Genomic DNA, 21,225 nt, shown 5'->3' with positions numbered 1-21,225 from the left:
GTAAGACGGATCGATTTCTACAGCCATACGTTATTTCTTGAATTTATTGCGCGAAGATACGATTTCTACGCAAGAGTTAATAATTAAAGTGATGAAAAACAGGATGACACCCAGCAGGAAAAGTGACTGGTAGTGTGCACCTCCGGCAGGCGCTTCACCCAATTCGGCAGCAATGGTTGCCGGGATGGTGCGCAATGGTTCCAGGATGCTATGGGGCATGACTGCTGCATTACCAGTTACCATCAATACCGCCATGGTTTCGCCGATGGCGCGTCCGATGCCCAATACAATGCCAGAGGTAATACCGGAAATAGAAAACGGGATTACGACTTTATAAATAGTCTGCCATTGTGTAGCTCCCAAGGCAAGGCTGGCTTCGCGCATGCTTCGCGGACAACTGCGCATGGCGTCTTCGCCTACGGTGATGATGGTCGGCAATGCCATGATGGCAAGTACCAGGCTGCCTGCCAACCCCGATTCACCTACAGGCAGGTTGAATGTCTGCTGGAGGAAAGGTACGATGACCGCCAGGCCAAAGAAACCGTAAACGACAGAAGGAATACCATTCAGTAATTCAATAATCGGCTTCAGGAATTTTCGGGTCTTTTCGTTTGCCACTTCGGCAAGATAAATGGAAATGGCAAGCCCGAAAGGCAAGGCGATGAGGATAGCGAAAAAGCTTACCCATAGCGTACCGCTAATCAATGGAAGAATACCGAAAATAGGGGAAGGAGTTGCGGTAGGGAACCATTCGTTGCCTAATAAGACATCCTTTACGGGAATATCTTGGTTTTCGATGTAATGGATGTCTTTTTGTCCTTTCATCAATACATCGGGGACGTAGGCAACAATACCCGGAGTCTGGTGAACCTGTTCAGCAATCTTGTCGCCGGCATATTCATATTCCGCTCCTAATTCCGCTTTTGTATAATGCTTGTCGAGGTCATCCAGACGGAACACGGTAATGGGCATGTCTTTGCCTCCCACTTCTTTCCAGTTGGTGATTTCCTCATCGAAAATGTTTTTGATTTGTTGTGCGCTGAGTCGTTTTACATTGTTTTCCTTGTTCAGTGCCAGCACGTATCCGTCTTCTACGATGGGATTGTTGAAGAGGCCTACTGCTTCTTTGAACAAGAAGCCGATAATCAGCAGGATTACCACACTGGTGGTGAATCCGCTCACGGTAAGCACATACCGTGCGATGTTATCAATCAATCTTTTCATATTTCTATATACCTTATTTATATATACCTATTACGTATCGTGGTTAACGAGGAATGAAGCCCAAATCCAATGTTTTGGCTTGCCCTTCTTTCGAGGTGGTGAAATTGAGGAATGGCATGACATTCTTTTCGTTTTGCTTGTCGTAATAGTAATACAACGGACGGACAATGGGATATTCTTTTCGCATCGCGCTTTCTACCGAGGGATAGACGTAGTGTTTGCCTTGGTCGTAGGATACGGCAATGGCTTTCACATAAGGATTCAGGTAAGCCAATCCTACATAGCCGATAGCGCCTTTGGTCTGGCGTACTGATTGGATGATAGCACCTGTGGCAGGCATAGAGAGTACGCTGCTCATATAGTTTTTGTTGTGTAATACACTTTCTTTGAAGAATTCGTATGTACCCGAAGACGTTTCGCGCGAGTAGACTACGATGCGGGCATCTTCACCTCCCACTTCTTTCCAGTTGGTGATTTTGCCCCGGAAGATGCCTTCCAATTGTTCGCGGGTAAGTTGTTTAACCGGATTTTGAGGATTGACAATAACAGCCAGTGCATCGTATGCCACGATATATTCGCAGGGCTCGTGCTTCGACTGTTTCATTTTCATTTTCTCGCTGAACTTTATTTTTCGGGATGCCATTGCCAAGTCGGTTGTTCCGTCAAGTAATGCCGAGATTCCTACACCGCTACCGCCTCCGGTGACAGTAACTGTAGCAGAGGGATTTTGATTCATGTACATTTCCGATAGTTCCTGAGTAAGAGGAAGTACGGTATCGCTTCCCTTGATGCGTTGTGCCATCAGTATGCCAGGAAGACACATACAGCACGCTCCTAAGAAAAAAGAAACACATTTCTTCATACGCCGTTAATATCCAGTTTTTTGATTCTAAAATTTAACGGCTCCAAAGGTACAACGAATTCTCCGAAAGGGGTGTTACAAAAATATTACGTGAGTTCGGGATAAGCTAATAAGTTAATAATGGAAAGAAAAACAGGTAATCACAGAAATATTTTGTAAATTTGAGTCTGACAAACAATAACTTACAAAACCAAGGTTCTATGATTACCCAAGACAAAATTACGGATATTTTCTGTATGGTAGATGAATTCAGCAAGAAATTTGATATGGAAATTGCTAAAGGCGAACTTATTTCTTCAAACGGAATCCGCCGTCGGCACCGTAATGCCTCCCTTTCCGATGGTGAGATTATGACCATCCTGATTGTATTTCATTTTGGCACGTTCGCCAACTTCAAGCACTACTACCTGCATTATATCAGGGTACATCTGCATCAGGACTTTCCGGATGCGGTATCCTATAACAGGTTTGTGGAACTTGAAAGCCGTGTGTTCTTCAAACTGATGTTTTTCCTTAAGCTTTATGCCTTTGGCCGCTGTTCGGGTATCAGTTTCGTGGACAGCACGATGATTCCGGTCTGTCATAACCTCAGACGCTATGCCAACAAGGTTTTCAAGGGCATGGCCACGGACGGGAAGGGGACGATGGGGTGGTGTCACGGGTTCAAGCTGCATTTCACCTGCAATGACCGGGGAGAAATCATCACCTTCTGTCTTACCGGAGCCAATGTGGATGACAGGAATCCCAAAGTCTGGAACGTACTTGCCAAAGAGCTGTACGGCAGGCTTTTTGCTGACAGGGGGTACATCTCTCCAAGACTTTTTGAGGACCTTTTTAAAGATGGCATACATCTTGTTACAGGAATCAAAGTGAACATGAAAAACAAACTGATGCCATTTTGGGATAAAATCATGTTGCGTAAGCGTTTTGTCATCGAGTGCATTAATGACATGCTCAAGAATACAGCAAAATTAGTACATTCAAGACACAGGTCCATCAATAATTTCTTAATGAATCTTGTTGCGGCATTGGCAGCATATTACTTTTATGACAATAAGCCTGAAGCATTGTAGGGATATACCATTGAACATACAAGACAATTGGTTTTGTTTTAAGATTATCCCGAACTCACGTAAGAATATATCACGTCCATTAGTAAAAGATGCTAAGAGCGATTCTATATATCAGAAATATGGCATTAGGGGATTGATACGTGAATATGTAACAAAAGAAGGTGTTCTAAAAAAAGAATATTTTTGGGATTCCAGTTGGGAATATATTCGCTATTTATTCTTTCAAAACAATATACTATTTTTCTATGAACATGAAACCCCTTGTTTCCTTATTAGCTTTTTTGCACGTGCGGATGCTGATAGCCTGGAGATTTTTATGAAGCAAAATTGTACAGAATGAGAACTCTCAGGATAATTTATGTAAAAAATTAGAGCATCAAGTTTTATAATCTATATTAATAAATATTCTATCAACATCTTAGCGATAATATTCCCCTATTTGAACCTTACGGCATAGCGAATTAAGGTCAAATAGGGGGATTTTCTGTTTTTGTCACATAAATCTAAGAATCATTATAGATGTTTATGATGATCGAGGCTTTAACATGTATATATTAGATTAGTAAGATTGAATGAAAGCATACATAAAATAACGAACTGATAATTAAACTATTTCAAATATAAGACCTATTGAAGTCTCATATAAATCATTGTAGCAATCCTTAACTTAGGAGTAATCTTGTTTAAGGGTTGCTTTTTTATTTGCTACCTCCGCGGCTGGCTGACAGCCATCAGCGGCAACAAGTTCTCACAGAACCTGTATTACAACACCGGGAACGGCACCCCCTGCTACAACGGCAACATCAGCAGCATGACCTGGAAAGCCGGAAATGAGACAACCCTCCGCGGCTACAAGTTCACCTACGACGGGCTGAACCGCATGCTGGATGCCGTTTATGGCGAAGAAATATATATTTATGAATTCGAACGTACCCGACTTAATGTTTCAGGGGTCATTAGCAGATAGGAGGCAATATGCGAAAGAGGGGCTCTTTTGATGACCTCAGGTTGTGTGCTCAACAACAAGTTGTAACGTTCGCGTGCGGTCTCAAAACGCCAGGAGTCGGCTTTCACTTGGGATACGATGAGGGAGTATTCCAGAATTTTCCTATAAAACATGTTTATCTCCCAGGATATTTCGGTAAGTTGCATCAATTTATCGTATGGTAGCAGATAGACAATGCTGTCTTCCAGAGCTTCAATCATCAATTTGGTAGGCTCTTTTTTCAAGGTGCTTTCAATGCACATCAGGACACATCCTTCATACGAAAAGTGTTCGGTGACGTCTTTTCCCCCCTTGTAATAGAATTGTCGCATCATTCCTTTTCCAACAAGGATGATGTGATGGCTGATTTGGCCTTCCTTGAGCATAACTTCTCCCTTGGCTACTTCTTTACGGATAAGAATCTCTCCGAGCATTCTTTTTGCTTCGGGCAGCATACCGGGATAACGTGAATTGACAGCCAGGTCGATTGTTTGTTTTAAAAGCTCGTCCATAATCTACAATAATTTGTTGTTTCGACAACAAAGGTAGTATATTAAGACTGAATGAGCAAGAAGAACGTGCGTTTTTGATGTTCCTCCTTTCTGGCTCGTGACCTTTGCTGTGGGCAGTTAGGAGTTCTTTACAAAACTTTTGCTTGCCCATTTCATGCTGTACCAGCGACGTACAAAAATACCTCCCCGGATGTTTTCGTCTAAAAGGAAAGCTGTCCACATGCCGCAGATGCCCCAACCGAGTGGAATGCCGAAGAAATATCCCAATCCGACAGCTACGCTCCATTGAACCACAAGTCCTACGTAGAAGGGATAATTGACATCGCCTGCTGCCCGAAGGGCTGCTGTGGCAAAGATGTTGATAGGACGTCCTATTTCGAGAATGATGTCTATGAATAGGATAAGTACTCCCAGGCGGATAATTTCGGGGTTGGAAGTAAGCCATCCCAGGATGCTATGTCCGCATAAAGCAAGGATGGTAGAAAGAATAACGGTGATCATCACCGACTTCTTCATGACATATTTGCCCATAAGGAAGGCGGCATGAGGTTTTCGTTCTCCGATTAGATGGCCGATGCAGATGGCTCCTCCTTGTGCCATGGATATGCTGAACAGATAAGCGAACATAACGATGTTGACACAATAGGTTCGTGTGGCAAGTGCCTCTACTCCCAGCATATTGATGAAGTAAGTGATAACCACCTGCGAAGAACTGTAAGACAACTGCTCGCCGGCCGAAGGCAATCCTACTTTCATCAGGTTTTTCAGTTCGATCCAGGGGAAAGGACGGAAATAGGCCAGCGGGAAACGTGAGATATGTTTGCGGAATAGAATGATAAAGAGTAAGATCATGGACACACCACGACTGAAAGCTGTAGAAATGGCAGCACCTTCTACTCCAAGTTCCGGAAAGCCGAAACGGCCGAATATCAGGGAGTAGTTACCGATAATGTTAAGTATGTTGACGACCACAGTGACCATCATGGGGTAGATGGCCTTGTTAGCGCTGCGCAACGAAGCAGAAAGGGTAAGGGAAAGAGCCTGAAAGAATGCGAATGCACCCACTATGCGCATGTAGGACAAACCGTCTTTCATCAGTTCGGGTGTAAGCCCCATCAGCCGGAGAATCGGGCTGGCGCCAAGGTATAACAGAAGACTGACTGTGATGCCTACTGCAAGATTGACCAGGATGGATACGCCGACTACCTGAACAACCTTTTTTTGCAGGCGTGCGCCCAGATATTGGGAGCAAAGTACAGAAGTACCCAGATTGATCACTTCGAAAACCAGAAAAGTAAGCATGATGATTTGGTTGACTACTCCTACGGCAGCAACGCTGTTGTCCGAATGCCGGCTTAGCATAATGGTGTCGACGGCGCCGAGCATCATAATGAGCAGGGTCTCTATAAATATGGGAGCAGCCAGTTTGGCCAGTCGTTTTTTCAAACTTTCCTGTTGTATCATACTCATACCTATTGAATTTTTATAGGGAAAAAGACTTTCTTAATATACAAATTGCAGATATATAGTGCTTTATCTTGTACAAGTCCTTTGCAGGACTGTGCGTATTGAAATAAAATTGCGCAAAGGTATGAAAAAGGGGGAAGGAGGGTGTTGATATAAATCAAGAATTTTTTTTCGATGTTTTATGTTTTGAATGTTAGCCAATTAGCTGTTTTTGGCAACTGGTGGCGAAAAAAAACTATCGAAAAGACTTGCACAGTCCAAAAGTTTCCCATACCTTTGCACCGCATTTGAGAGATAATGCAGGTTAAAGGAAGTTTGGGTGAGTGGCTGAAACCACCAGTTTGCTAAACTGACGTACGGGTTACCGTACCGGGGGTTCGAATCCCCCAGCTTCCGCCTAATGCACTCTTAGCTCAGTTGGTAGAGCAACTGACTCTTAATCAGTGGGTCCAGGGTTCGAATCCCTGAGGGTGTACAATGAGATGGGACGGTGGATTCGTCTAACGGTTAGGACACATGCCTCTCACGCATGCAATACGAGTTCGATTCTCGTATCCACTACAAATAATGAAGCGGTTGCCGGTTAAAAAGGTAAACCGCTTTTTTTATGGCTTTTCTCTTCACTCTCCGAAGAGAATGTGTATCTTTGCATAAGACATGGTTTCATTAGTCAAATTGTATATTTAATCAAGAAACGCTTTGGACTGGTTATATAGTTTGTTCGTTGAGCACTCCGCCTTGCAGGCGGTTATCGTACTTTCGTTGATTTCCGCCATCGGATTGGGCTTGGGGAGAGTGCGGGTTTGTGGCATCTCTCTTGGAGTTACTTTTGTGTTTTTTACCGGTATTCTGTCGGGGCATTTTGGACTATCCATCGACCCGCAAATGCTGAATTATGCCGAAAGCTTCGGTCTGGTTCTTTTTGTCTATGCCCTGGGGCTTCAGGTAGGACCGGGTTTCTTCAGTTCCTTTCGTCAAGGAGGCGTCCAGCTGAATCTTCTGGCCATTGGTGTCGTTCTGGTAGGCACTCTATTGGCCGTCTTGGGCAGTTATGCTTGCGGAATCTCTTTGCCCGATATGGTTGGTATACTTTGTGGAGCTACAACCAATACTCCGGCGTTGGGTGCCGCCCAGCAGACGCTGAAACAGTTGGGCCTGGAGACAAGTACGCCGGCATTGGGATGTGCGGTGACCTATCCGTTGGGAGTGGTGGGCGTAATTCTGGCCATATTGCTGATGCGTAAGGTAATGGTTCGGAAAGAAGATCTGGAAGTGAAAGAAAAGGAGAATGAGAATAAAACGTATATTGCGGCCTTTCAGGTTCACAATCCTGCCATCTTCAATATGAGTATTAAGGAGATCGGGGCATTGAAGAATTATCCGAAGTTTGTTATTTCCCGATTGTGGCGTGATGGAAATGTCAGTATACCTACTTCGGACAAAGTCATTAAGGAAGGCGACCGTTTATTGGTTATTACTTCCGAAAAGAACGCGCCGGCACTGACTGTATTGTTTGGCGAACAGGAACATACGGATTGGAATAAAGAAGATATTGACTGGAATGCGATTGACAGCCAACTGATTTCGCAGCGCATCGTTGTGACGCGTCCCGAACTGAACGGTAAAAAGTTGGGTTCACTGCATTTGCGGAATCATTATGGAATTAACATAAGCCGTGTTTATCGTAGTGGCGTACAGCTGTTGGCTACAGCCGAACTGACCTTGCAGTTGGGCGACAGACTGACGGTAGTAGGCGAGGCCGCTTCCATCCACAATGTTGAGAAAGTGCTGGGTAATGCTATTAAGAGTTTGAAAGAGCCCAATCTGGTAGCCGTGTTTGTCGGCATTATTTTAGGATTGGCATTGGGAGCCGTTCCCATTAGCATTCCTGGTATAAGTGCTCCCGTAAAATTGGGTTTGGCGGGTGGTCCTATTATTGTAGGTATCCTGATAGGCACTTTTGGCCCGCGTATGCACATGGTAACATATACCACACGCAGTGCCAACCTGATGCTTCGTGCATTAGGCCTGTCGCTCTATCTGGCTTGTCTGGGGTTGGACGCCGGTGCTCATTTTTTTGAAACGGTGTTCAGACCCGAAGGAGCGCTGTGGATTGCTGTCGGATTTGCCCTGACCGTTATTCCGGTCTTGATAGTCGGTGTTGTGGCATTCAAATGGGCGAAAGTCGATTTCGGATCAGTGACGGGTATGCTTTGCGGAAGCATGGCCAATCCAATGGCTTTGAACTATGCAAACGATACGATTCCAGGCGATAATCCGTCGGTCGCTTATGCTACGGTTTATCCGTTGTGTATGTTTATCAGGGTTATTATAGCTCAGGTATTGCTGATGTTTTTTTTACATGGATAAGAATATTATAAGATAACAGAATTATGGGAACCATTACTCCGGAAAGTATAGTCGGCGATTTGCGCTATCTGCAATTGCTCTCTCGCAGTTTTCCTACGATAGCCGATGCCAGTACCGAAATTATCAATTTGGAAGCTATTCTGAATCTTCCAAAGGGAACAGAACATTTCTTGACCGATATTCATGGTGAATACGAGGCTTTTCAGCATGTGTTGAAAAACGGATCGGGAGCCGTGAAACGAAAAGTAAACGAAATCTTTGGCCATACTTTGCGTGAAAGCGAGAAGAAAGAGCTGTGTACATTGATTTACTATCCGGAAGAAAAGCTGCAACTGGTGAAAGAGCGCGAGCAGGATTTGGAGGACTGGTATCAGATCACCTTGAACCAGCTTGTGAAAGTCTGCCAGAACGTTTCGTCCAAGTATACACGTTCTAAAGTCCGTAAGTCGTTGCCCAAAGAGTTCTCGTATATCATCCAGGAATTGTTGCACGAGTCAAGCATCGAACCCAACAAGCATGCTTATATCAACGTCATTATCAGCACGATCATTTCGACCAAGCGGGCTGACGACTTTATTATAGCCATGTGCAATCTTATCCAGCGTCTTACCATCGATCTGTTGCATATTGTGGGTGATATTTACGACCGTGGTCCGGGTGCTCATATTATTATGGATACACTTTGTGATTATCATAACTTTGATATCCAGTGGGGCAATCACGATATATTGTGGATGGGTGCCGCTTCGGGCAATGATGCATGTATAGCCAATGTAATCCGTATGTCTATGCGTTATGCCAACCTGGCTACGCTGGAAGACGGCTATGGCATCAACCTTCTGCCTCTAGCCACTTTTGCCATGGATACTTATGGTGATGATCCTTGTTCCATTTTCGCTCCTAAAATGAATTTTGCCGATGGAGAGTATAATGAGAAGACGTTGAGGCTGATTACTCAGATGCATAAGGCGATTACCATCATACAGCTTAAGCTGGAGGCCGAGATTATCAGCCGCAGACCGGAGTTTGGAATGGAAAACCGCAAACTATTGCATAAGATTGATTTTGAACGGGGTGTTTTCATGTACGAAGGAAAAGAATACGCATTGCGCGATACCAATCTGCCTACCGTCGATCCTGCCGATCCTTATCGTTTGACGGATGAGGAGCGGGAACTGGTAGACAAGATTCATGCCTCGTTTATGAACAGCGAGAAACTGAAGAAGCATATGCGCTGTCTCTTTACCTATGGCGGAATGTATCTGGTGTGCAACAGCAATCTGTTGTATCATGCTTCGGTGCCTTTGAACGAAGACGGAAGCTTTAAGCATGTCCGCATCGGTCAGAAAGAATATTGGGGACACAAGCTGTTGCTGAAAACGGATCAGCTGATACGGACTGCTTATTTCGACGAGGACTGTGAAGAAAAACGCTTTGCTTTGGACTATGTCTGGTACATGTGGTGCGGTCCCGATGCTCCTTCCTTTGACAAGGACAAGATGGCTACATTCGAACGTTATTTCATAGCAGATAAGGAATTGCATAAGGAGACGAAGGGGTATTATTACACTTTACGCAACCGTGCGGATATTTGTGACAATATCTTACGTGAGTTTGGAGTAGAGCCCGGTCCACATTCGCATATCATTAATGGTCATGTGCCGGTAAAGACTATTCAGGGCGAGAAACCGATCAAGGCAGATGGTAAACTGCTTGTAATAGACGGTGGTTTCTCAAAAGCTTATCAGCCGGAAACCGGAATTGCCGGATATACGTTGGTATACCATTCGCATGGATTGCAGCTGGTACAGCACGAACCGTTCCAAAGTCGTCAGAAAGCTATTGAAGAAGGTTTGGATATCAAATCGACCACCTTTGTCATCGAATTCAATTCTCAGCGAATGATGGTGAAAGATACGGATAAAGGGCAGGTACTGACCACACAGATCCGCGATCTTGAGAAATTATTGGTTGCCTACCGGACAGGCTTCATTAAGGAGAAAGAGTAAAAAACGGTTGGGGGCAAGCATTTTAGAATAAAATGATGCCCCCTTCCCAGATGAGACCTTTGTCGAAGTTCCTGTTTTGCGTATAAGGACGGCTGATGCCGTATCCGCCGGTGCAAAAGATGCCGAAACGTTCAGTTACGTTATACTCCAGATTGATACGGGCCTGCAGCGCATAGAGCCGTGCGGGGACGGTATTGCTTTCGTTTTTAAATGTTTCGATGTGCTGGTAGCCCAGATCTCCGCTTATGGAAAACCGTTGGCACAGGGGGAGGGAAAGACCGGCACGATAGAAGCACGAGGCGGAGAACTTGTCGCTGAAGTCCAGATAGTGTGTGCCTCCTCCCAGGATTGTGTAAAACAACTGGTTCTTAAAGCGTACGCCCATGTTCAGCTTGCTCGTGTTTCCTCCGAAAAGCATCAGCTGGATGCGGGTATGAGGATTAGCGTTGACCAGACCCAGCTGAAGACCGTCAAAGTTGTTTTTGTAATAGTTCACAATGCCGATTTGCAATCCTTTGGCATCGGTAGCAATGTTAATGGGCGACAGCTGGAGTCCGCATACCTTTCCTCCGGCAATATTTCCTAATCCGGAAATTTGCACACCGGTCATGTGGTTGGCTGCAATGGAAGTAATTCCTGCAATTTGCAATCCGTGCAGATTGTTTCCTGCGACGTTGATGAAGCCGGAAAGACTCGCCCCGGAAAAGTCTGTACTCGAAATGTCAGCCAGTCCGGCTAAATGGAATCCGGTCGCTTCCTCTCCGCAGAAGTTGAGTAATCCTCCCAGTACGGATCCCCGGCTATAGTTGCCTGTAATATTGGTAAGTCCGGACAACAACAGTCCTTTCATTTGGTAACTTGTTAGGTTGACCAGTCCGGAGACAGAAATACCGCTAAAATCGTTCCCGTTGATGTTGGTGATGCCTGCCAGCTGAAGGCCGCGTGCGTTGCCTTGGGCTACGTTGAATATTCCCGAGACAGCCATTCCGTTGGCTTCCTGACGTATGGTTGTTCCCAAAATGTTGATGCCGAGTCCGTTCAGGCGGTTGATGGATGAATACAGTCCCAGGTTGAAAATCGTATTGCGGGTTGTATCATCGTGCTGTGTGGAAATGTTTTTCCATAGGGAAATGTTGATTCCGGGCTTGCTGTGTGCAATGGGTGGAGTTGTAGTTGTTTGGCTAAAAATACTCCCTGCCAGTAGCAGGGAGCATATAGATAAACTTGTCTTTTTTATACAGTTCATGATTGATACGATGTTTGTATATCCGTCATTGGTGGATAGAAGGCAGTTTACTATCCTTTGGCTTCCTGATACAGGAAGCGTTTGATAGACTTTTTAGGTGTCTTTTCAAATTCTTCCGGATAGATTTTCATTTTGGCCACTTGGCTGTAGGCTGGAAGTTCGGCATTGAGGGCTACACGGTTTTCTTCCATCACCCGTTCGATGTCTTCATTCTTCAGTCCGTTGGCAAAAGCTTCTTCAAAATCAGGATAAACCAGTCCTACCAGTTTCTCGTTTTGCTGCACAATGATGCTTTCGGCCACGTAAGGCATGTTGTTCAGTTTATCTTCAATCTCTTCCGGATAAATGTTCTGTCCGCTTGGCCCTAACAGCATGTTCTTGCTACGTCCTTTGATGGTGATGTTTCCTTCTGCATCCATCAGAGCCAGGTCGCCGGTATGCAGCCATCCGTCTTTATCAAGTGTCTGTCTGGTAGCTTCTTCGTTTTTGTAATAGCCCAGCATCACATTAGGTCCCCGGCAGACAATTTCACCAGGAATGTTTTCGGGGTCGGGCGACAGTATTTTTACCTCCATGCGTGGGGCTGCTTTTCCGCACGAACCGGTTTTGAATCGTGTCCAGTCTTCGTACGAGATAATCGGTCCGCATTCTGTCATTCCGTAGCCTACGGTATAAGGGAAGTCTATCATTTTAAGGAACTGTTCCACATCATGGTTGAAGGCCGCACCGCCGATAATGACTTCGCAGAAGTTGCCTCCAAAAGCCTTGATGACTTGTTCGCGTACGCTGGCTTTTATTTTGTCATTGATGATGGGGACTTTCAGCAACAGTTTCATCGTTGGAGTCTCCAGCTTGGGAAGCACGTTTTTCTTAATGATCTTTTCGATGATAAGAGGGACGGCGACAACCAGATTGGGCTTGACGTCGGCGAATGCCTGGAAGATGATTTTCGGACTTGGCATTCGTGTCAGGAAGTATATGTGGCATCCTGCAGCCACTTCGTACAGGAATTCAAAAGCCAAACCGTACATGTGTGCCATAGGAAGCATGGATACTAACTTGTCGCCGGCTTTCAGCGGTAATACCTCGAAGGCAAAGCGGGTATTCGACCATAAGCTTCGGTAGGGCAACATGACTCCTTTTGAATAACTGGTAGTTCCCGAAGTATAATTGAGTACGGCTAATTCGTCGGGCTGGTCTACATGATAGGCAACGTGTTCCTTACGGAAGTTTTTGGGGAATTTCTTGCCGAACATTTCGTTCAGATGCTCGCGTGCGTACGTAACCCGTTCATTTCGCGAAACCAGTAGTGTAAAATCGGTCATCATGAAGATGCCTTCCAGCAACGGCATGGCAGCCTCGTTGAGGGCTTCCCAAACCACATCGCCGACAAATAGAAGTTTGGCTTCGGAGTGGTTTACGATGTTGTGTATGTTGTCTGCCTTAAATTCATGTAAGATGGGTACGATGACCGCTCCATAGGTCAGGGTTGCGAGGAAAGTTACTCCCCAGTGCGAACTGTTTCGTCCGCAGACCGCTATTTTGTCTCCTTTCTGTATGCCGCTGGCTTCGAATATGATGTGTAGCTTTTCTATTTTGCGGGCTAAGTCTTTGTACTGCAGGGTAGCGCCTTTGTAGTCTGTCAGTGCGTCCAAATCCCAGTTCTGTTTGATGCTGTTCTCTATGTATGCGATAAAACTTTTTTCCATAATTATTGCACATTTATATCTAATTTGTGCAAATATAAGGGTTTATCTATAGAATGCAAACTTTTTAGCGAAAGAATACACTGGAAAGGGTGCGTTCAACATCGGGAGGGGTAAACTGATTTAAAAAAATGAAGGTGTGTCAAACTAAGGAACTGCTTTCCTTTAGGCACGGATTACAGGGAGTTTGCGGATTATGATTCTTATTTCTCTGAGTTTTTCCGCGTAATTCCGTACCTGAAAAGAACAAAATGTCAGTCACTTTAAGTTTTGACACACCTTCAATAAGTCAGGAATTGTCTTTTTTTAATAAATTATTGCAATTGCAAAACGCTTCTTTGGGTTGCGATTTCGTCCGATTCGGGTGTGGTAGCTTTGCGGGTGCAATAGTCAAACTCGGCACTCTTATCGCCGCTGAACGATTTCCATTTCAACTTCAGCTTGACGGTTTTGCCCTCCGTGTCGGGCAGTTCGTCCAGCTTGAAAGCTACCAGTCCGTCGCCAGGTTCTCCGTAGACGTCTCCGTAAGCGTTGTGACGGAATTCCACTTCGTACGGATTTTCAGGATTTTGCGACAAGAGCAGATTTACGAAATGTCTTTCGCCATATCCTCCCCAAAGTGTTCTGAAGCGAAGTGTCAGATACCCGTCTTCGGCGATAGTCACCCAGTCGTTAACGATTTCGACAGGGTCGGTACCGTAAACCTTATCATTTTCCTCACCCAAGTCCGGGGCAATCGGTTTGGTCAGAATACTGTCTATCCAATTGATGTGGATGGCCTGATCGAATTCTCCGCTCGGCTCGTCTACCGGAGTGTAATTTACCAGTGCTCTGACCTCCTTTTCTCCGAATGGTGAAGTCTTGACGTTGCACGGAAGCAAGGTCGTGCTGTCGTCCAACTGAAGGAACAGCAGATTGTCAGACGCGTGTTTTACGGTAACCAGGGCATTGGGGAGTGAGTATCTGTAACAATTGTTGTCATCATCGTCCAGACACGACTGAAGGGTAAAAGCTCCTGCCAGAATAGCTGTGGCAGCAAACAGATGCTTGATGCTAAAAGATCTTTTCATAGTTTGTATTTCTTTCTATTAAAATTAGTATTGATAAAATCATTTCTCTGTAGATAGAAATACCAAAATCCCGGAATACTGCATCTACTGGGTAGTTAATTAATGATAAAGTGCCGGATGCCTGTTTTTCTTGGGCAAACTTCTTGTTAAAGTCTGGGCAAGCGTTGAGAGAGGGTAGTGGAAGAGCTTTCAGACGTCTACAGTTATTGCAGGAGATATACGCAGTTAGGCATTAAAACTGCATTAACTGTTGCAGTGTTGCTGCATTGACTGTTGCAGTAGTATTGCATTAACTGATGCAGTAACCTTGGGTTAACTGTTGTATTAGTCTTGCCTTAACTGTAGACTTTTGCGCATTATAAAAGACGTGATAAACATTTCATACTCAACTTTAGTTTCCTTAAATTTATTTGTTACTTTTGCAAGTATCATCATTTTGTTAAATCTGTTTAGAGGGTTGAGTTATGGAATTGAATGACAAAATAGTAATTTATCGTTCGGAAGATGGAGAAACACAGCTTAAGGTCAGAATAGACCAAGATACGGTATGGTTGAACGCCTATCAGATAGCCGAACTATTTGGGCGCGATTCAAAAACAATCCGTAAGCATATAGACAATGCCATAAAAGAGGAACTTGCGGGCGAAGTGGTTGTCGCAAATTTTGCGACAACCACAGCACACGGCGCGCTGGAAGGCAAAACCCAGACACATGATGTACGTTTTTATAACCTTGATGTCATCATCTCGGTGGGTTATCGGGTCAAATCAAAAAAAGGTGTGGACTTTCGCCGATGGGCCAATAGAGTGCTGAAAGAATATCTGGTGAAAGGCTATGCCATCAACAAATCTTTGACCGAACAGCGTTATACTGAATTGAAGCAATTGGTAACGGTCTTGGGCCGTACAGTCAAGGCACAGGAAACATTGACTTCCGATGATGCGCTCAATCTGGTGGAGGTCGTTTCTGATTACGCTTATGCTCTCGATACTTTAGATCGGTACGATTATCAGCAATTGGCGGTAGAGCAGACCACCAACGAAGCTAAGTTTCATGCTACTTACGAAGGAGCCATGCAGGCCATAACAGAACTGAAAGAAAAATTCGGTGGAAGCCAATGGTTCGCCCACGAGAAGGATGATTCTTTTAAAAGCTCTATCGGGCAAATATATCAGACTTTTGGCGGGCAAGATCTTTATCCTTCTGTAGAGGAAAAAGCCGCCATGCTGCTTTACCTTGTGACGAAAAACCATTCATTCAGCGATGGAAACAAACGCATTGCGGCCACCCTCTTTCTGTGGTTTATGGCCGGCAATGGCATTCTTTATAATCCGGATGGGAGCAAACGCATTGCCGACAACACCCTTGTGGCTCTTACACTGATGATAGCCGAGAGCCGTACGGAGGAAAAGGATATCATGGTGAAAGTAGTGGTCAACCTGATTAACAAGAACAATTATGAGTAAGACGGGGGGCCATTCTTTTATGTCAACGTCCGCTTGTCCAAAAACTCTTGGAAGGTTTGTTTGTAGCTGTCGCTGACAGGAATGTAGTTTTTGCCAAAAACAATGCGTCCGCGGTCGATGATGCGGATTTTGTCTTTCTGAATAATATACGAGCGGTGTACCCGCATGAATCGGGAAGCCGGAAGCATTTCTTCCATCGCTTTCATGCTCATTAGCGAGAGGATGGGTTTGGAATTGCCTTCTTCGTAGATTTTGATGTAGTCTTTCAGTCCTTCAACATAAAGAATGTTTTTCAGTTCAATTTGCACCAGCTTATACTCACTCTTGACGAAGATGCTGTCAATCTCTTCTTTGGGCTGTTGCAGAAGTTCGAACCATTGTACGGCCTTGTTGGCAGCCTGAAGGAAATCGACATACGAAATGGGTTTCAACAAATAATCCAAGGCATTGACTTTATATCCGTCGATGGCATACTGGCCAAAAGCTGTAGTGAAGACAATACGGGTATGTGAATTGACCATTTTGGAGAATTCCAAACCGTTTAATTCGGGCATTTGGATGTCCAGAAACAGCAGGTCTATCTGTTTGCCCGGCAATTCTTTCATGGCTTGCACAGCGCTGGAATACTTGCCCGCCAATGTAAGAAACGGGGTTTTATTGACGTAGCTCTCCAAAAGGTTAAGAGCTAACGGTTCATCATCTACTATTGCACAGTTCAGAGTCATAGTCTTTGGTTATTATATGTTGATTACAAGAACAGATCTGTATTCGGTATTGTCTTCACTGACTCCGTGTTCCCAGTTGTAACGGCCCGGATAAGTGAGTTCCAGTCTTTTTCGCACCTGTTCCAGTCCGATGCCGCTTCCGCTTTTGTCCGCTTCGTTTTTAGGATGGTAGCTGTTGTAGATTTCGCAGCGTACTTCCTGTTCGCTTTCGGAGAAATGAATGCGTATATAACTAGGCTCGGTAGGTGAGATGCCATGCTTGAAAGCATTTTCTATTAAAGAAATAAATATCAATGGGGCAATCTCTGTCCGGCTGTCGGGTCGGACAGAGATTGCAGTTTCTACTGTTACATTGGAAGACAGCCGTATACGCATCAGTTCGATATAATTGCGTATGAAGTCCATTTCTTTTCCCAGGGGAACAAAATTCTGCTGGTTGTCATATAGCACATGACGCAGCAAACGGCTTAATTCCTGTACGGCAGCCTGTGCCTTGTCTGTATCGAAAGCTATCAGTGCATAGATGTTGTTGAGCGTGTTGAGCAGAAAGTGTGGATTCAGCTGGTTGCGCAGATTCTTCAGTTCAGCTTCCGTTCGACTCTTCTCTGCTTCCCGTCGGGCTGCTTCGATCTGTCCCCATCGTCCGCTCAATCGGATGGCGGTGCTCAGTCCAACGGTAAGTATCATGGAAAAGATGTCGCGAAGGAAAAATATCCAGCGGGGTGGCCCCATGGGTTTGTCTCCTTCGACATCTTTCCGTGGATAACGGACGGACATGTAATCCTGCCAGAAGTGTACACCTACTGCCGTACACGTTATCAGCAGTAGGTTTAGTATGAAATACTCTTTCGTCCGTCCCTTAAACAGATAATGGGGGATAAGGATGAAGTAGTTGATGTAAAATACAATCAGGAAAGTGATTGGTACGATGCCTCCGTGGTGCAGATAGTCCTGCCAGGTGATGGTGAATCCGCTACGGCTCATCATGATAAAGGGAAAGGCAAATACAATTCCCCAGCCAATGATATGGATCATGGCTTCGATGATGTGGTAACGTGAGGAAGCTTCAAGTTGTTTCATGGTGTTGCAAAGATAGCATTATTTTTGATTTATTCGTACTGTATGGCTTCAATAGGATCCAAGTCGGCAGCTTTTTTGGCCGGATACCATCCGAAGAACACACCGGTAATCGTACAGACTGCAAATGACAGGAATACACTCCATGTCTGTATGTAGATGGGCCAATGGGCTACATTCTTTACGATGAACGAGGCACCGCATCCTATGATGACACCAATGATACCTCCCGTAATGCTAATGAGGATGGCTTCGATTAAGAATTGGCTCAGGATATCAATCCCTCGTGCGCCGACCGACATACGCAAACCTATTTCCCGGGTGCGTTCGGTGACCGAAACATACATGATGTTCATGATGCCGATACCGCCTACAACCAATGAGATGCCGGCGATACATGCCAAAAGCGTAGTCATCAGGTCGGTGGTGGTGTTAAGCATGCTGCTAAGTTCCTGTTGGGTACGGATGGTGAAGTCATCGTCATCGCTTTCCTTCAGCTTGTGGTTGCGACGTAGGATTTCCGTGATTTCTTCGGTTGCATTGTCTGTCATGTCCTCTGTTAAGGCTGAGGCAAAGATTCCTTCCAGATAGGTTTGGGCAAGCAGACGCTTCATGACGGTAGTATAGGGAGCCAGCACTACATCGTCCTGGTCCATACCCATTGAGTTGTATCCCTTCGATTTCAGGACTCCTACCACCCGGAAGGGAACCTGATTGAAACGGATGATTCGTCCGATGGGGTCTTCGTTGGGGAACAGGTTGTCAACAATGGTTTTACCGATGACGCACACTTTGGCCGAGGTCTGTATGTCGGTTTCGGTAAACATTTCACCGCTCTCGATGTTGAGCTGGCGGATTTCGAGATAGTCAAGCCCGACTCCGCTTACCGAAGACGGATAGTTATTGTTACCTGCAATGAGCTGTCCGGATGAGGATACGTTGGGGCTGATGGCCGCAATGTAGTTTGTTTCGTCGCGCAGCGATTCGTAGTCGGTCAGCTTTAATGTCTGCATGGCACTGGGGTCCTGGCGTACACCGCCACGCATGTCTGCTCCCGGATGGATCATAATCATGTTCGAACCCATTTCCGAGATTTGTTTTTGAATGCTCTTTTTCGAACCTTGTCCGATGGCAAGCATGGTGATGACCGAAGCCACACCGATGATGATGCCCAACATGGTAAGGAATGCACGCAACTTATTGTTAGCCAGTGCGCGCAGAGCTATTTTAAATAGATTAGTACCATTCATTGTTTCGTTATTTTGATGTTGATAAGTCCGATCGGGGTTGTCTGATTCTAATGAACTCGTTTCTTATGCACTTTTAATCATCGTCTTCCTGTTTGGGAAGGGCAGCAAGTGCTTCGGCTGCGTTTAAGATGTGGTCATTCAAACGGTCTTCTCTCACTTGTCCATCTCTTAGCACAATATTGCGGCTGCTGTATTGTGCTATTTCGGGATTGTGTGTCACGAAGATGATGGTTCGTCCTTCGGCATGCAGCTTTTGGAACAGAACCAGAATTTCGAACGAAGTCCGGGTATCCAGGTTTCCGGTAGCTTCATCGGCTAAGATTACGGCTGGATTATTGACCAAGGCACGTGCAATGGCTACACGTTGCATCTGTCCGCCGGACATCTGGTTGGATTTGTGTTCCAGTCGGTCTCCCAATCCTACAGCCTGAAGGGCCTCGATGGCACGTCTTCTTCGTTCGGCCGCCGAAACGGAAGAGTTGTACATCAAGGGCAGTTCGACGTTTTCTACAGAGGTTGTTTTGGGCAGCAGGTTGTAGTTCTGGAAGACAAAGCCTATTTTCCGGTTGCGCAGGATGGCACGTTGGGGTTTCGACATGGTACGTACCGAGATTCCGTCCAAATAATATTCTCCGCTTGTTGGAGTATCGAGGCATCCCAAGGTGTTCAACAGAGTGGACTTCCCCGATCCGGATGTTCCCATGATGGTGACAAATTCTCCTTCGGTTATGGTAAACGAGACCCCACGCAATGCGTGGACTGTCTCGTCTCCAACCTGGAAATTACGTTTTATATTTTGAAGTTCAATAACGACTTTACTCATGATATTCGTTTGATGAATTATTTGTTTTTCTTTTTGTTGTCCGGCGGACCAGGCATAAACGGACTTTTTTCAGTATCGCCGTTTTGGTTTATTGCCTCAGGGGCATTGTTTGCACCCGATTTACCGATGGTGGCTTCGGTCACGATGACAGTGCCAGCGGTGATGCCGCTTACGATTTCTGTATTGATGCCGTTGGAAATGCCTATTTCAACCGGATGAGCAGTGAAGGTATTTCCTTCGAGAGTCCATACCTTATGTTCTGCATCGCAATCGTTCACAATGTCATTCTCGTTAATGAGCGGTGCTTCGGGGGTAAAACGCAGAGCACGCGAAGGAACGCACAGTACGTCTTTTCTATCCAACGTATAAATGGTAACGTTGGCTGTCAGCCGTGGTTTCAGTTTCAGGTCGGGGTTGGGTGCCGAGATGACTACTTCGTAGGTAACAACCGTACTTGAGGAAGAGCTGCTTGTCGAGCTTGATGAGCTGTCGTCTCCCAGACGGATTTGTGTTACCTTTCCTTCGAAAACATCATTGGGGTAGGCATCTACAGTAAAGGTCACGCGTTGTCCTTCTTCTACACCGCCTATATCTGCTTCATCTACGTCGGCCACTACTTGCATCTGTGTCAGGTCGGCAGCGATGGTGAACAGGGTCGGAGTCTCGAAGCCGGAAGCTACTGTCTGTCCTTCTTCTACATCCTTGCTGATGACCACGCCATCGATGGGCGAAGTGATGGTTGCATATGCCAGGTTCCGTTCTGCTTTAGCCAACGTGGCTTTACAGCTTTCGTAAGTGCTTTTTGCTTTTTCGTAATTGTAAAGTGACAGTTCGTAATCGGTATCGCTGATCAGTTGTTTTTCGTGCAACCCTTTGTTACGCTTGTAGTTTTTTTCCTGATATTCATATTCAGCTTTTGCTCCATTATAAGTAGCTCTTTGCGATTCTACTTCCGTCAAAAGCGTCACACGGTCCATTTCTGCAATGAGCTCTCCTTTGGTTACTACGGAATTGTAATCGACATATATTTTGTCGATAATTCCACTGACTTGCGTACCTACTTCCACTTCGGTTACCGGTTCGATGGTTCCGGTTGCGGTTACCGATTCAGAAATTTCCCCTTTGCCTACTGTGGCTGTGGCATAGGTAACTTTACTCTTGGCTGACGAACTTCCCAACAGCCAGGCTCCTACAGCACCTATCACAACGACAACAGCGATGATAAGAATAATTTTTTTCTTGTTCATATACTATTTTTTTTAAATATTTTTTCAATCTTGCTTGAGTTTCGCATGTGTTCAACTTATTGGTTGACAAGGCTTCAGTCAGCAATGCCACAAGGTTCGGAATGTCCTGTTTA

The 21,225-nt window shown here is 45.3% G+C and carries 17 protein-coding genes, 3 tRNA genes and 1 pseudogene; 9 read left to right on the top strand and 12 right to left on the bottom strand.

Annotated elements, in window-relative coordinates; translation table 11 throughout:
- Positions 1–30 precede the first annotated feature (30 nt).
- Together pstC and Q3C19_RS13385 are read right to left on the bottom strand one after the other, a co-directional pair.
- Positions 31–1,224 (bottom strand): phosphate ABC transporter permease subunit PstC, encoded by a 1,194-nt coding sequence (pstC, locus tag Q3C19_RS13390; protein ID WP_302729920.1) that lies wholly within the window; start codon positions 1,222–1,224, stop codon positions 31–33.
- Positions 1,225–1,267: 43 nt separating this feature from the next.
- The gene (locus tag Q3C19_RS13385; protein ID WP_302729931.1) at positions 1,268–2,047 is read right to left on the bottom strand and encodes a phosphate ABC transporter substrate-binding protein; all 780 of its coding nucleotides are present in this window, start codon (positions 2,045–2,047) and stop codon (positions 1,268–1,270) included.
- 239 nt (positions 2,048–2,286) lie between these two features.
- Between Q3C19_RS13385 and Q3C19_RS13380 the strand changes: the two genes are divergently transcribed.
- From Q3C19_RS13380 to Q3C19_RS13370, 3 genes and pseudogenes are all read left to right on the top strand, one after another.
- The gene (locus Q3C19_RS13380; protein ID WP_302729918.1) at positions 2,287–3,159 is read left to right on the top strand and encodes an IS982 family transposase; all 873 of its coding nucleotides are present in this window, start codon (positions 2,287–2,289) and stop codon (positions 3,157–3,159) included.
- A 10-nt stretch (positions 3,160–3,169) separates the two neighbouring features.
- Complete coding sequence (locus tag Q3C19_RS13375; RefSeq protein ID WP_302729916.1) at positions 3,170–3,499, top strand: hypothetical protein; 330 nt, start codon at positions 3,170–3,172, stop codon at positions 3,497–3,499.
- A 369-nt stretch (positions 3,500–3,868) separates the two neighbouring features.
- A pseudogene (locus Q3C19_RS13370) lies at positions 3,869–4,063 on the top strand (hypothetical protein); the annotation flags it as partial.
- An 11-nt stretch (positions 4,064–4,074) separates the two neighbouring features.
- Here the strand turns inward: Q3C19_RS13370 and Q3C19_RS13365 are convergent.
- Together Q3C19_RS13365 and Q3C19_RS13360 are read right to left on the bottom strand one after the other, a co-directional pair.
- Positions 4,075–4,656 carry a Crp/Fnr family transcriptional regulator gene (locus tag Q3C19_RS13365; protein ID WP_302729914.1) on the bottom strand — a complete coding sequence of 194 codons (582 nt, stop codon included), beginning with the start codon at positions 4,654–4,656 and terminating at the stop codon, positions 4,075–4,077.
- 117 nt (positions 4,657–4,773) lie between these two features.
- On the bottom strand, positions 4,774–6,120 hold the full coding sequence (locus Q3C19_RS13360; protein WP_071150694.1) for an MATE family efflux transporter: 1,347 nt from the start codon (positions 6,118–6,120) through the stop codon (positions 4,774–4,776).
- Positions 6,121–6,432: 312 nt separating this feature from the next.
- Between Q3C19_RS13360 and Q3C19_RS13355 the strand changes: the two genes are divergently transcribed.
- The 5 genes from Q3C19_RS13355 to Q3C19_RS13335 all read left to right on the top strand — a co-directional run bounded on the left by Q3C19_RS13355 (position 6,433) and on the right by Q3C19_RS13335 (position 10,502).
- A tRNA-Ser gene (locus Q3C19_RS13355) sits at positions 6,433–6,519 on the top strand.
- 6 nt (positions 6,520–6,525) lie between these two features.
- Positions 6,526–6,598 (top strand) — tRNA-Lys (locus tag Q3C19_RS13350).
- Positions 6,599–6,612: 14 nt separating this feature from the next.
- Positions 6,613–6,684, top strand: a tRNA-Glu gene (locus Q3C19_RS13345).
- 138 nt (positions 6,685–6,822) lie between these two features.
- Entirely contained in the window at positions 6,823–8,493 is a 1,671-nt protein-coding gene (locus tag Q3C19_RS13340) for a putative transporter (RefSeq protein WP_071149548.1), read from the top strand.
- A gap of 23 nt (positions 8,494–8,516) precedes the next feature.
- On the top strand, positions 8,517–10,502 hold the full coding sequence (locus tag Q3C19_RS13335; protein WP_277121701.1) for a fructose-1,6-bisphosphatase: 1,986 nt from the start codon (positions 8,517–8,519) through the stop codon (positions 10,500–10,502).
- Between the two features lie 22 nt (positions 10,503–10,524).
- Here Q3C19_RS13335 and Q3C19_RS13330 read toward each other — a convergent pair whose 3' ends face one another.
- From Q3C19_RS13330 to Q3C19_RS13320, 3 genes are all read right to left on the bottom strand, one after another.
- A complete protein-coding gene (locus Q3C19_RS13330; RefSeq protein WP_302729911.1) occupies positions 10,525–11,748 on the bottom strand; it encodes a hypothetical protein in 1,224 nt (407 codons plus the stop codon).
- Positions 11,749–11,798: 50 nt separating this feature from the next.
- Positions 11,799–13,457 carry a long-chain fatty acid--CoA ligase gene (locus Q3C19_RS13325; RefSeq protein ID WP_022161728.1) on the bottom strand — a complete coding sequence of 553 codons (1,659 nt, stop codon included), beginning with the start codon at positions 13,455–13,457 and terminating at the stop codon, positions 11,799–11,801.
- Positions 13,458–13,768: 311 nt separating this feature from the next.
- Positions 13,769–14,524, bottom strand: a complete 756-nt coding sequence (locus tag Q3C19_RS13320) for a NigD-like protein (protein WP_022161727.1) — start codon at positions 14,522–14,524, stop codon at positions 13,769–13,771.
- A 464-nt stretch (positions 14,525–14,988) separates the two neighbouring features.
- On the opposite strand from Q3C19_RS13320, the gene rhuM reads away from it, so the two are divergent.
- Positions 14,989–15,990: a virulence protein RhuM/Fic/DOC family protein gene (gene rhuM / locus Q3C19_RS13315; RefSeq protein WP_302729907.1), complete on the top strand. Its 1,002-nt coding sequence runs from the start codon at positions 14,989–14,991 to the stop codon at positions 15,988–15,990.
- 17 nt (positions 15,991–16,007) lie between these two features.
- Here the strand turns inward: rhuM and Q3C19_RS13310 are convergent, their stop codons facing one another.
- The 5 genes from Q3C19_RS13310 to Q3C19_RS13290 all read right to left on the bottom strand — a co-directional run bounded on the left by Q3C19_RS13310 (position 16,008) and on the right by Q3C19_RS13290 (position 21,112).
- Entirely contained in the window at positions 16,008–16,715 is a 708-nt protein-coding gene (locus Q3C19_RS13310) for a LytTR family DNA-binding domain-containing protein (protein ID WP_302729905.1), read from the bottom strand.
- Positions 16,716–16,727: 12 nt separating this feature from the next.
- Positions 16,728–17,795 (bottom strand): sensor histidine kinase, encoded by a 1,068-nt coding sequence (locus Q3C19_RS13305; RefSeq protein WP_302729903.1) that lies wholly within the window; start codon positions 17,793–17,795, stop codon positions 16,728–16,730.
- 29 nt (positions 17,796–17,824) lie between these two features.
- A complete protein-coding gene (locus tag Q3C19_RS13300; protein ID WP_302729901.1) occupies positions 17,825–19,042 on the bottom strand; it encodes an ABC transporter permease in 1,218 nt (405 codons plus the stop codon).
- A 73-nt stretch (positions 19,043–19,115) separates the two neighbouring features.
- On the bottom strand, positions 19,116–19,865 hold the full coding sequence (locus Q3C19_RS13295; protein WP_302729899.1) for an ABC transporter ATP-binding protein: 750 nt from the start codon (positions 19,863–19,865) through the stop codon (positions 19,116–19,118).
- Positions 19,866–19,882: 17 nt separating this feature from the next.
- Complete coding sequence (locus tag Q3C19_RS13290; RefSeq protein ID WP_302729897.1) at positions 19,883–21,112, bottom strand: efflux RND transporter periplasmic adaptor subunit; 1,230 nt, start codon at positions 21,110–21,112, stop codon at positions 19,883–19,885.
- Between the last annotated feature and the right edge of the window lie 113 nt (positions 21,113–21,225).

This window comes from Bacteroides sp. ET489 (genome assembly GCF_030518095.1).
GTDB classification, from domain to species: domain Bacteria; phylum Bacteroidota; class Bacteroidia; order Bacteroidales; family Bacteroidaceae; genus Bacteroides; species Bacteroides ndongoniae.
This window is presented reverse-complemented; position numbering and strand designations above follow the sequence as displayed.

Bases quoted from the DNA above. Each gene is read 5' to 3' on its own strand.
- pstC (WP_302729920.1), bottom strand. From the start codon at position 1,224: ATGAAAAGATTGATTGATAACATCGCACGGTATGTGCTTACCGTGAGC.
- Q3C19_RS13385 (WP_302729931.1), bottom strand. From the start codon at position 2,047: ATGTGTCTTCCTGGCATACTGATGGCACAACGCATCAAGGGAAGCGAT.
- Q3C19_RS13380 (WP_302729918.1), top strand. From the start codon at position 2,287: ATGATTACCCAAGACAAAATTACGGATATTTTCTGTATGGTAGATGAA.
- Q3C19_RS13365 (WP_302729914.1), bottom strand. From the start codon at position 4,656: ATGGACGAGCTTTTAAAACAAACAATCGACCTGGCTGTCAATTCACGT.
- Q3C19_RS13360 (WP_071150694.1), bottom strand. From the start codon at position 6,120: ATGATACAACAGGAAAGTTTGAAAAAACGACTGGCCAAACTGGCTGCT.
- Q3C19_RS13335 (WP_277121701.1), top strand. From the start codon at position 8,517: ATGGGAACCATTACTCCGGAAAGTATAGTCGGCGATTTGCGCTATCTG.
- Q3C19_RS13330 (WP_302729911.1), bottom strand. From the start codon at position 11,748: ATGAACTGTATAAAAAAGACAAGTTTATCTATATGCTCCCTGCTACTG.
- Q3C19_RS13325 (WP_022161728.1), bottom strand. From the start codon at position 13,457: ATGGAAAAAAGTTTTATCGCATACATAGAGAACAGCATCAAACAGAAC.
- Q3C19_RS13320 (WP_022161727.1), bottom strand. From the start codon at position 14,524: ATGAAAAGATCTTTTAGCATCAAGCATCTGTTTGCTGCCACAGCTATT.
- rhuM (WP_302729907.1), top strand. From the start codon at position 14,989: ATGGAATTGAATGACAAAATAGTAATTTATCGTTCGGAAGATGGAGAA.
- Q3C19_RS13310 (WP_302729905.1), bottom strand. From the start codon at position 16,715: ATGACTCTGAACTGTGCAATAGTAGATGATGAACCGTTAGCTCTTAAC.
- Q3C19_RS13305 (WP_302729903.1), bottom strand. From the start codon at position 17,795: ATGAAACAACTTGAAGCTTCCTCACGTTACCACATCATCGAAGCCATG.
- Q3C19_RS13300 (WP_302729901.1), bottom strand. From the start codon at position 19,042: ATGAATGGTACTAATCTATTTAAAATAGCTCTGCGCGCACTGGCTAAC.
- Q3C19_RS13295 (WP_302729899.1), bottom strand. From the start codon at position 19,865: ATGAGTAAAGTCGTTATTGAACTTCAAAATATAAAACGTAATTTCCAG.
- Q3C19_RS13290 (WP_302729897.1), bottom strand. From the start codon at position 21,112: ATGAACAAGAAAAAAATTATTCTTATCATCGCTGTTGTCGTTGTGATA.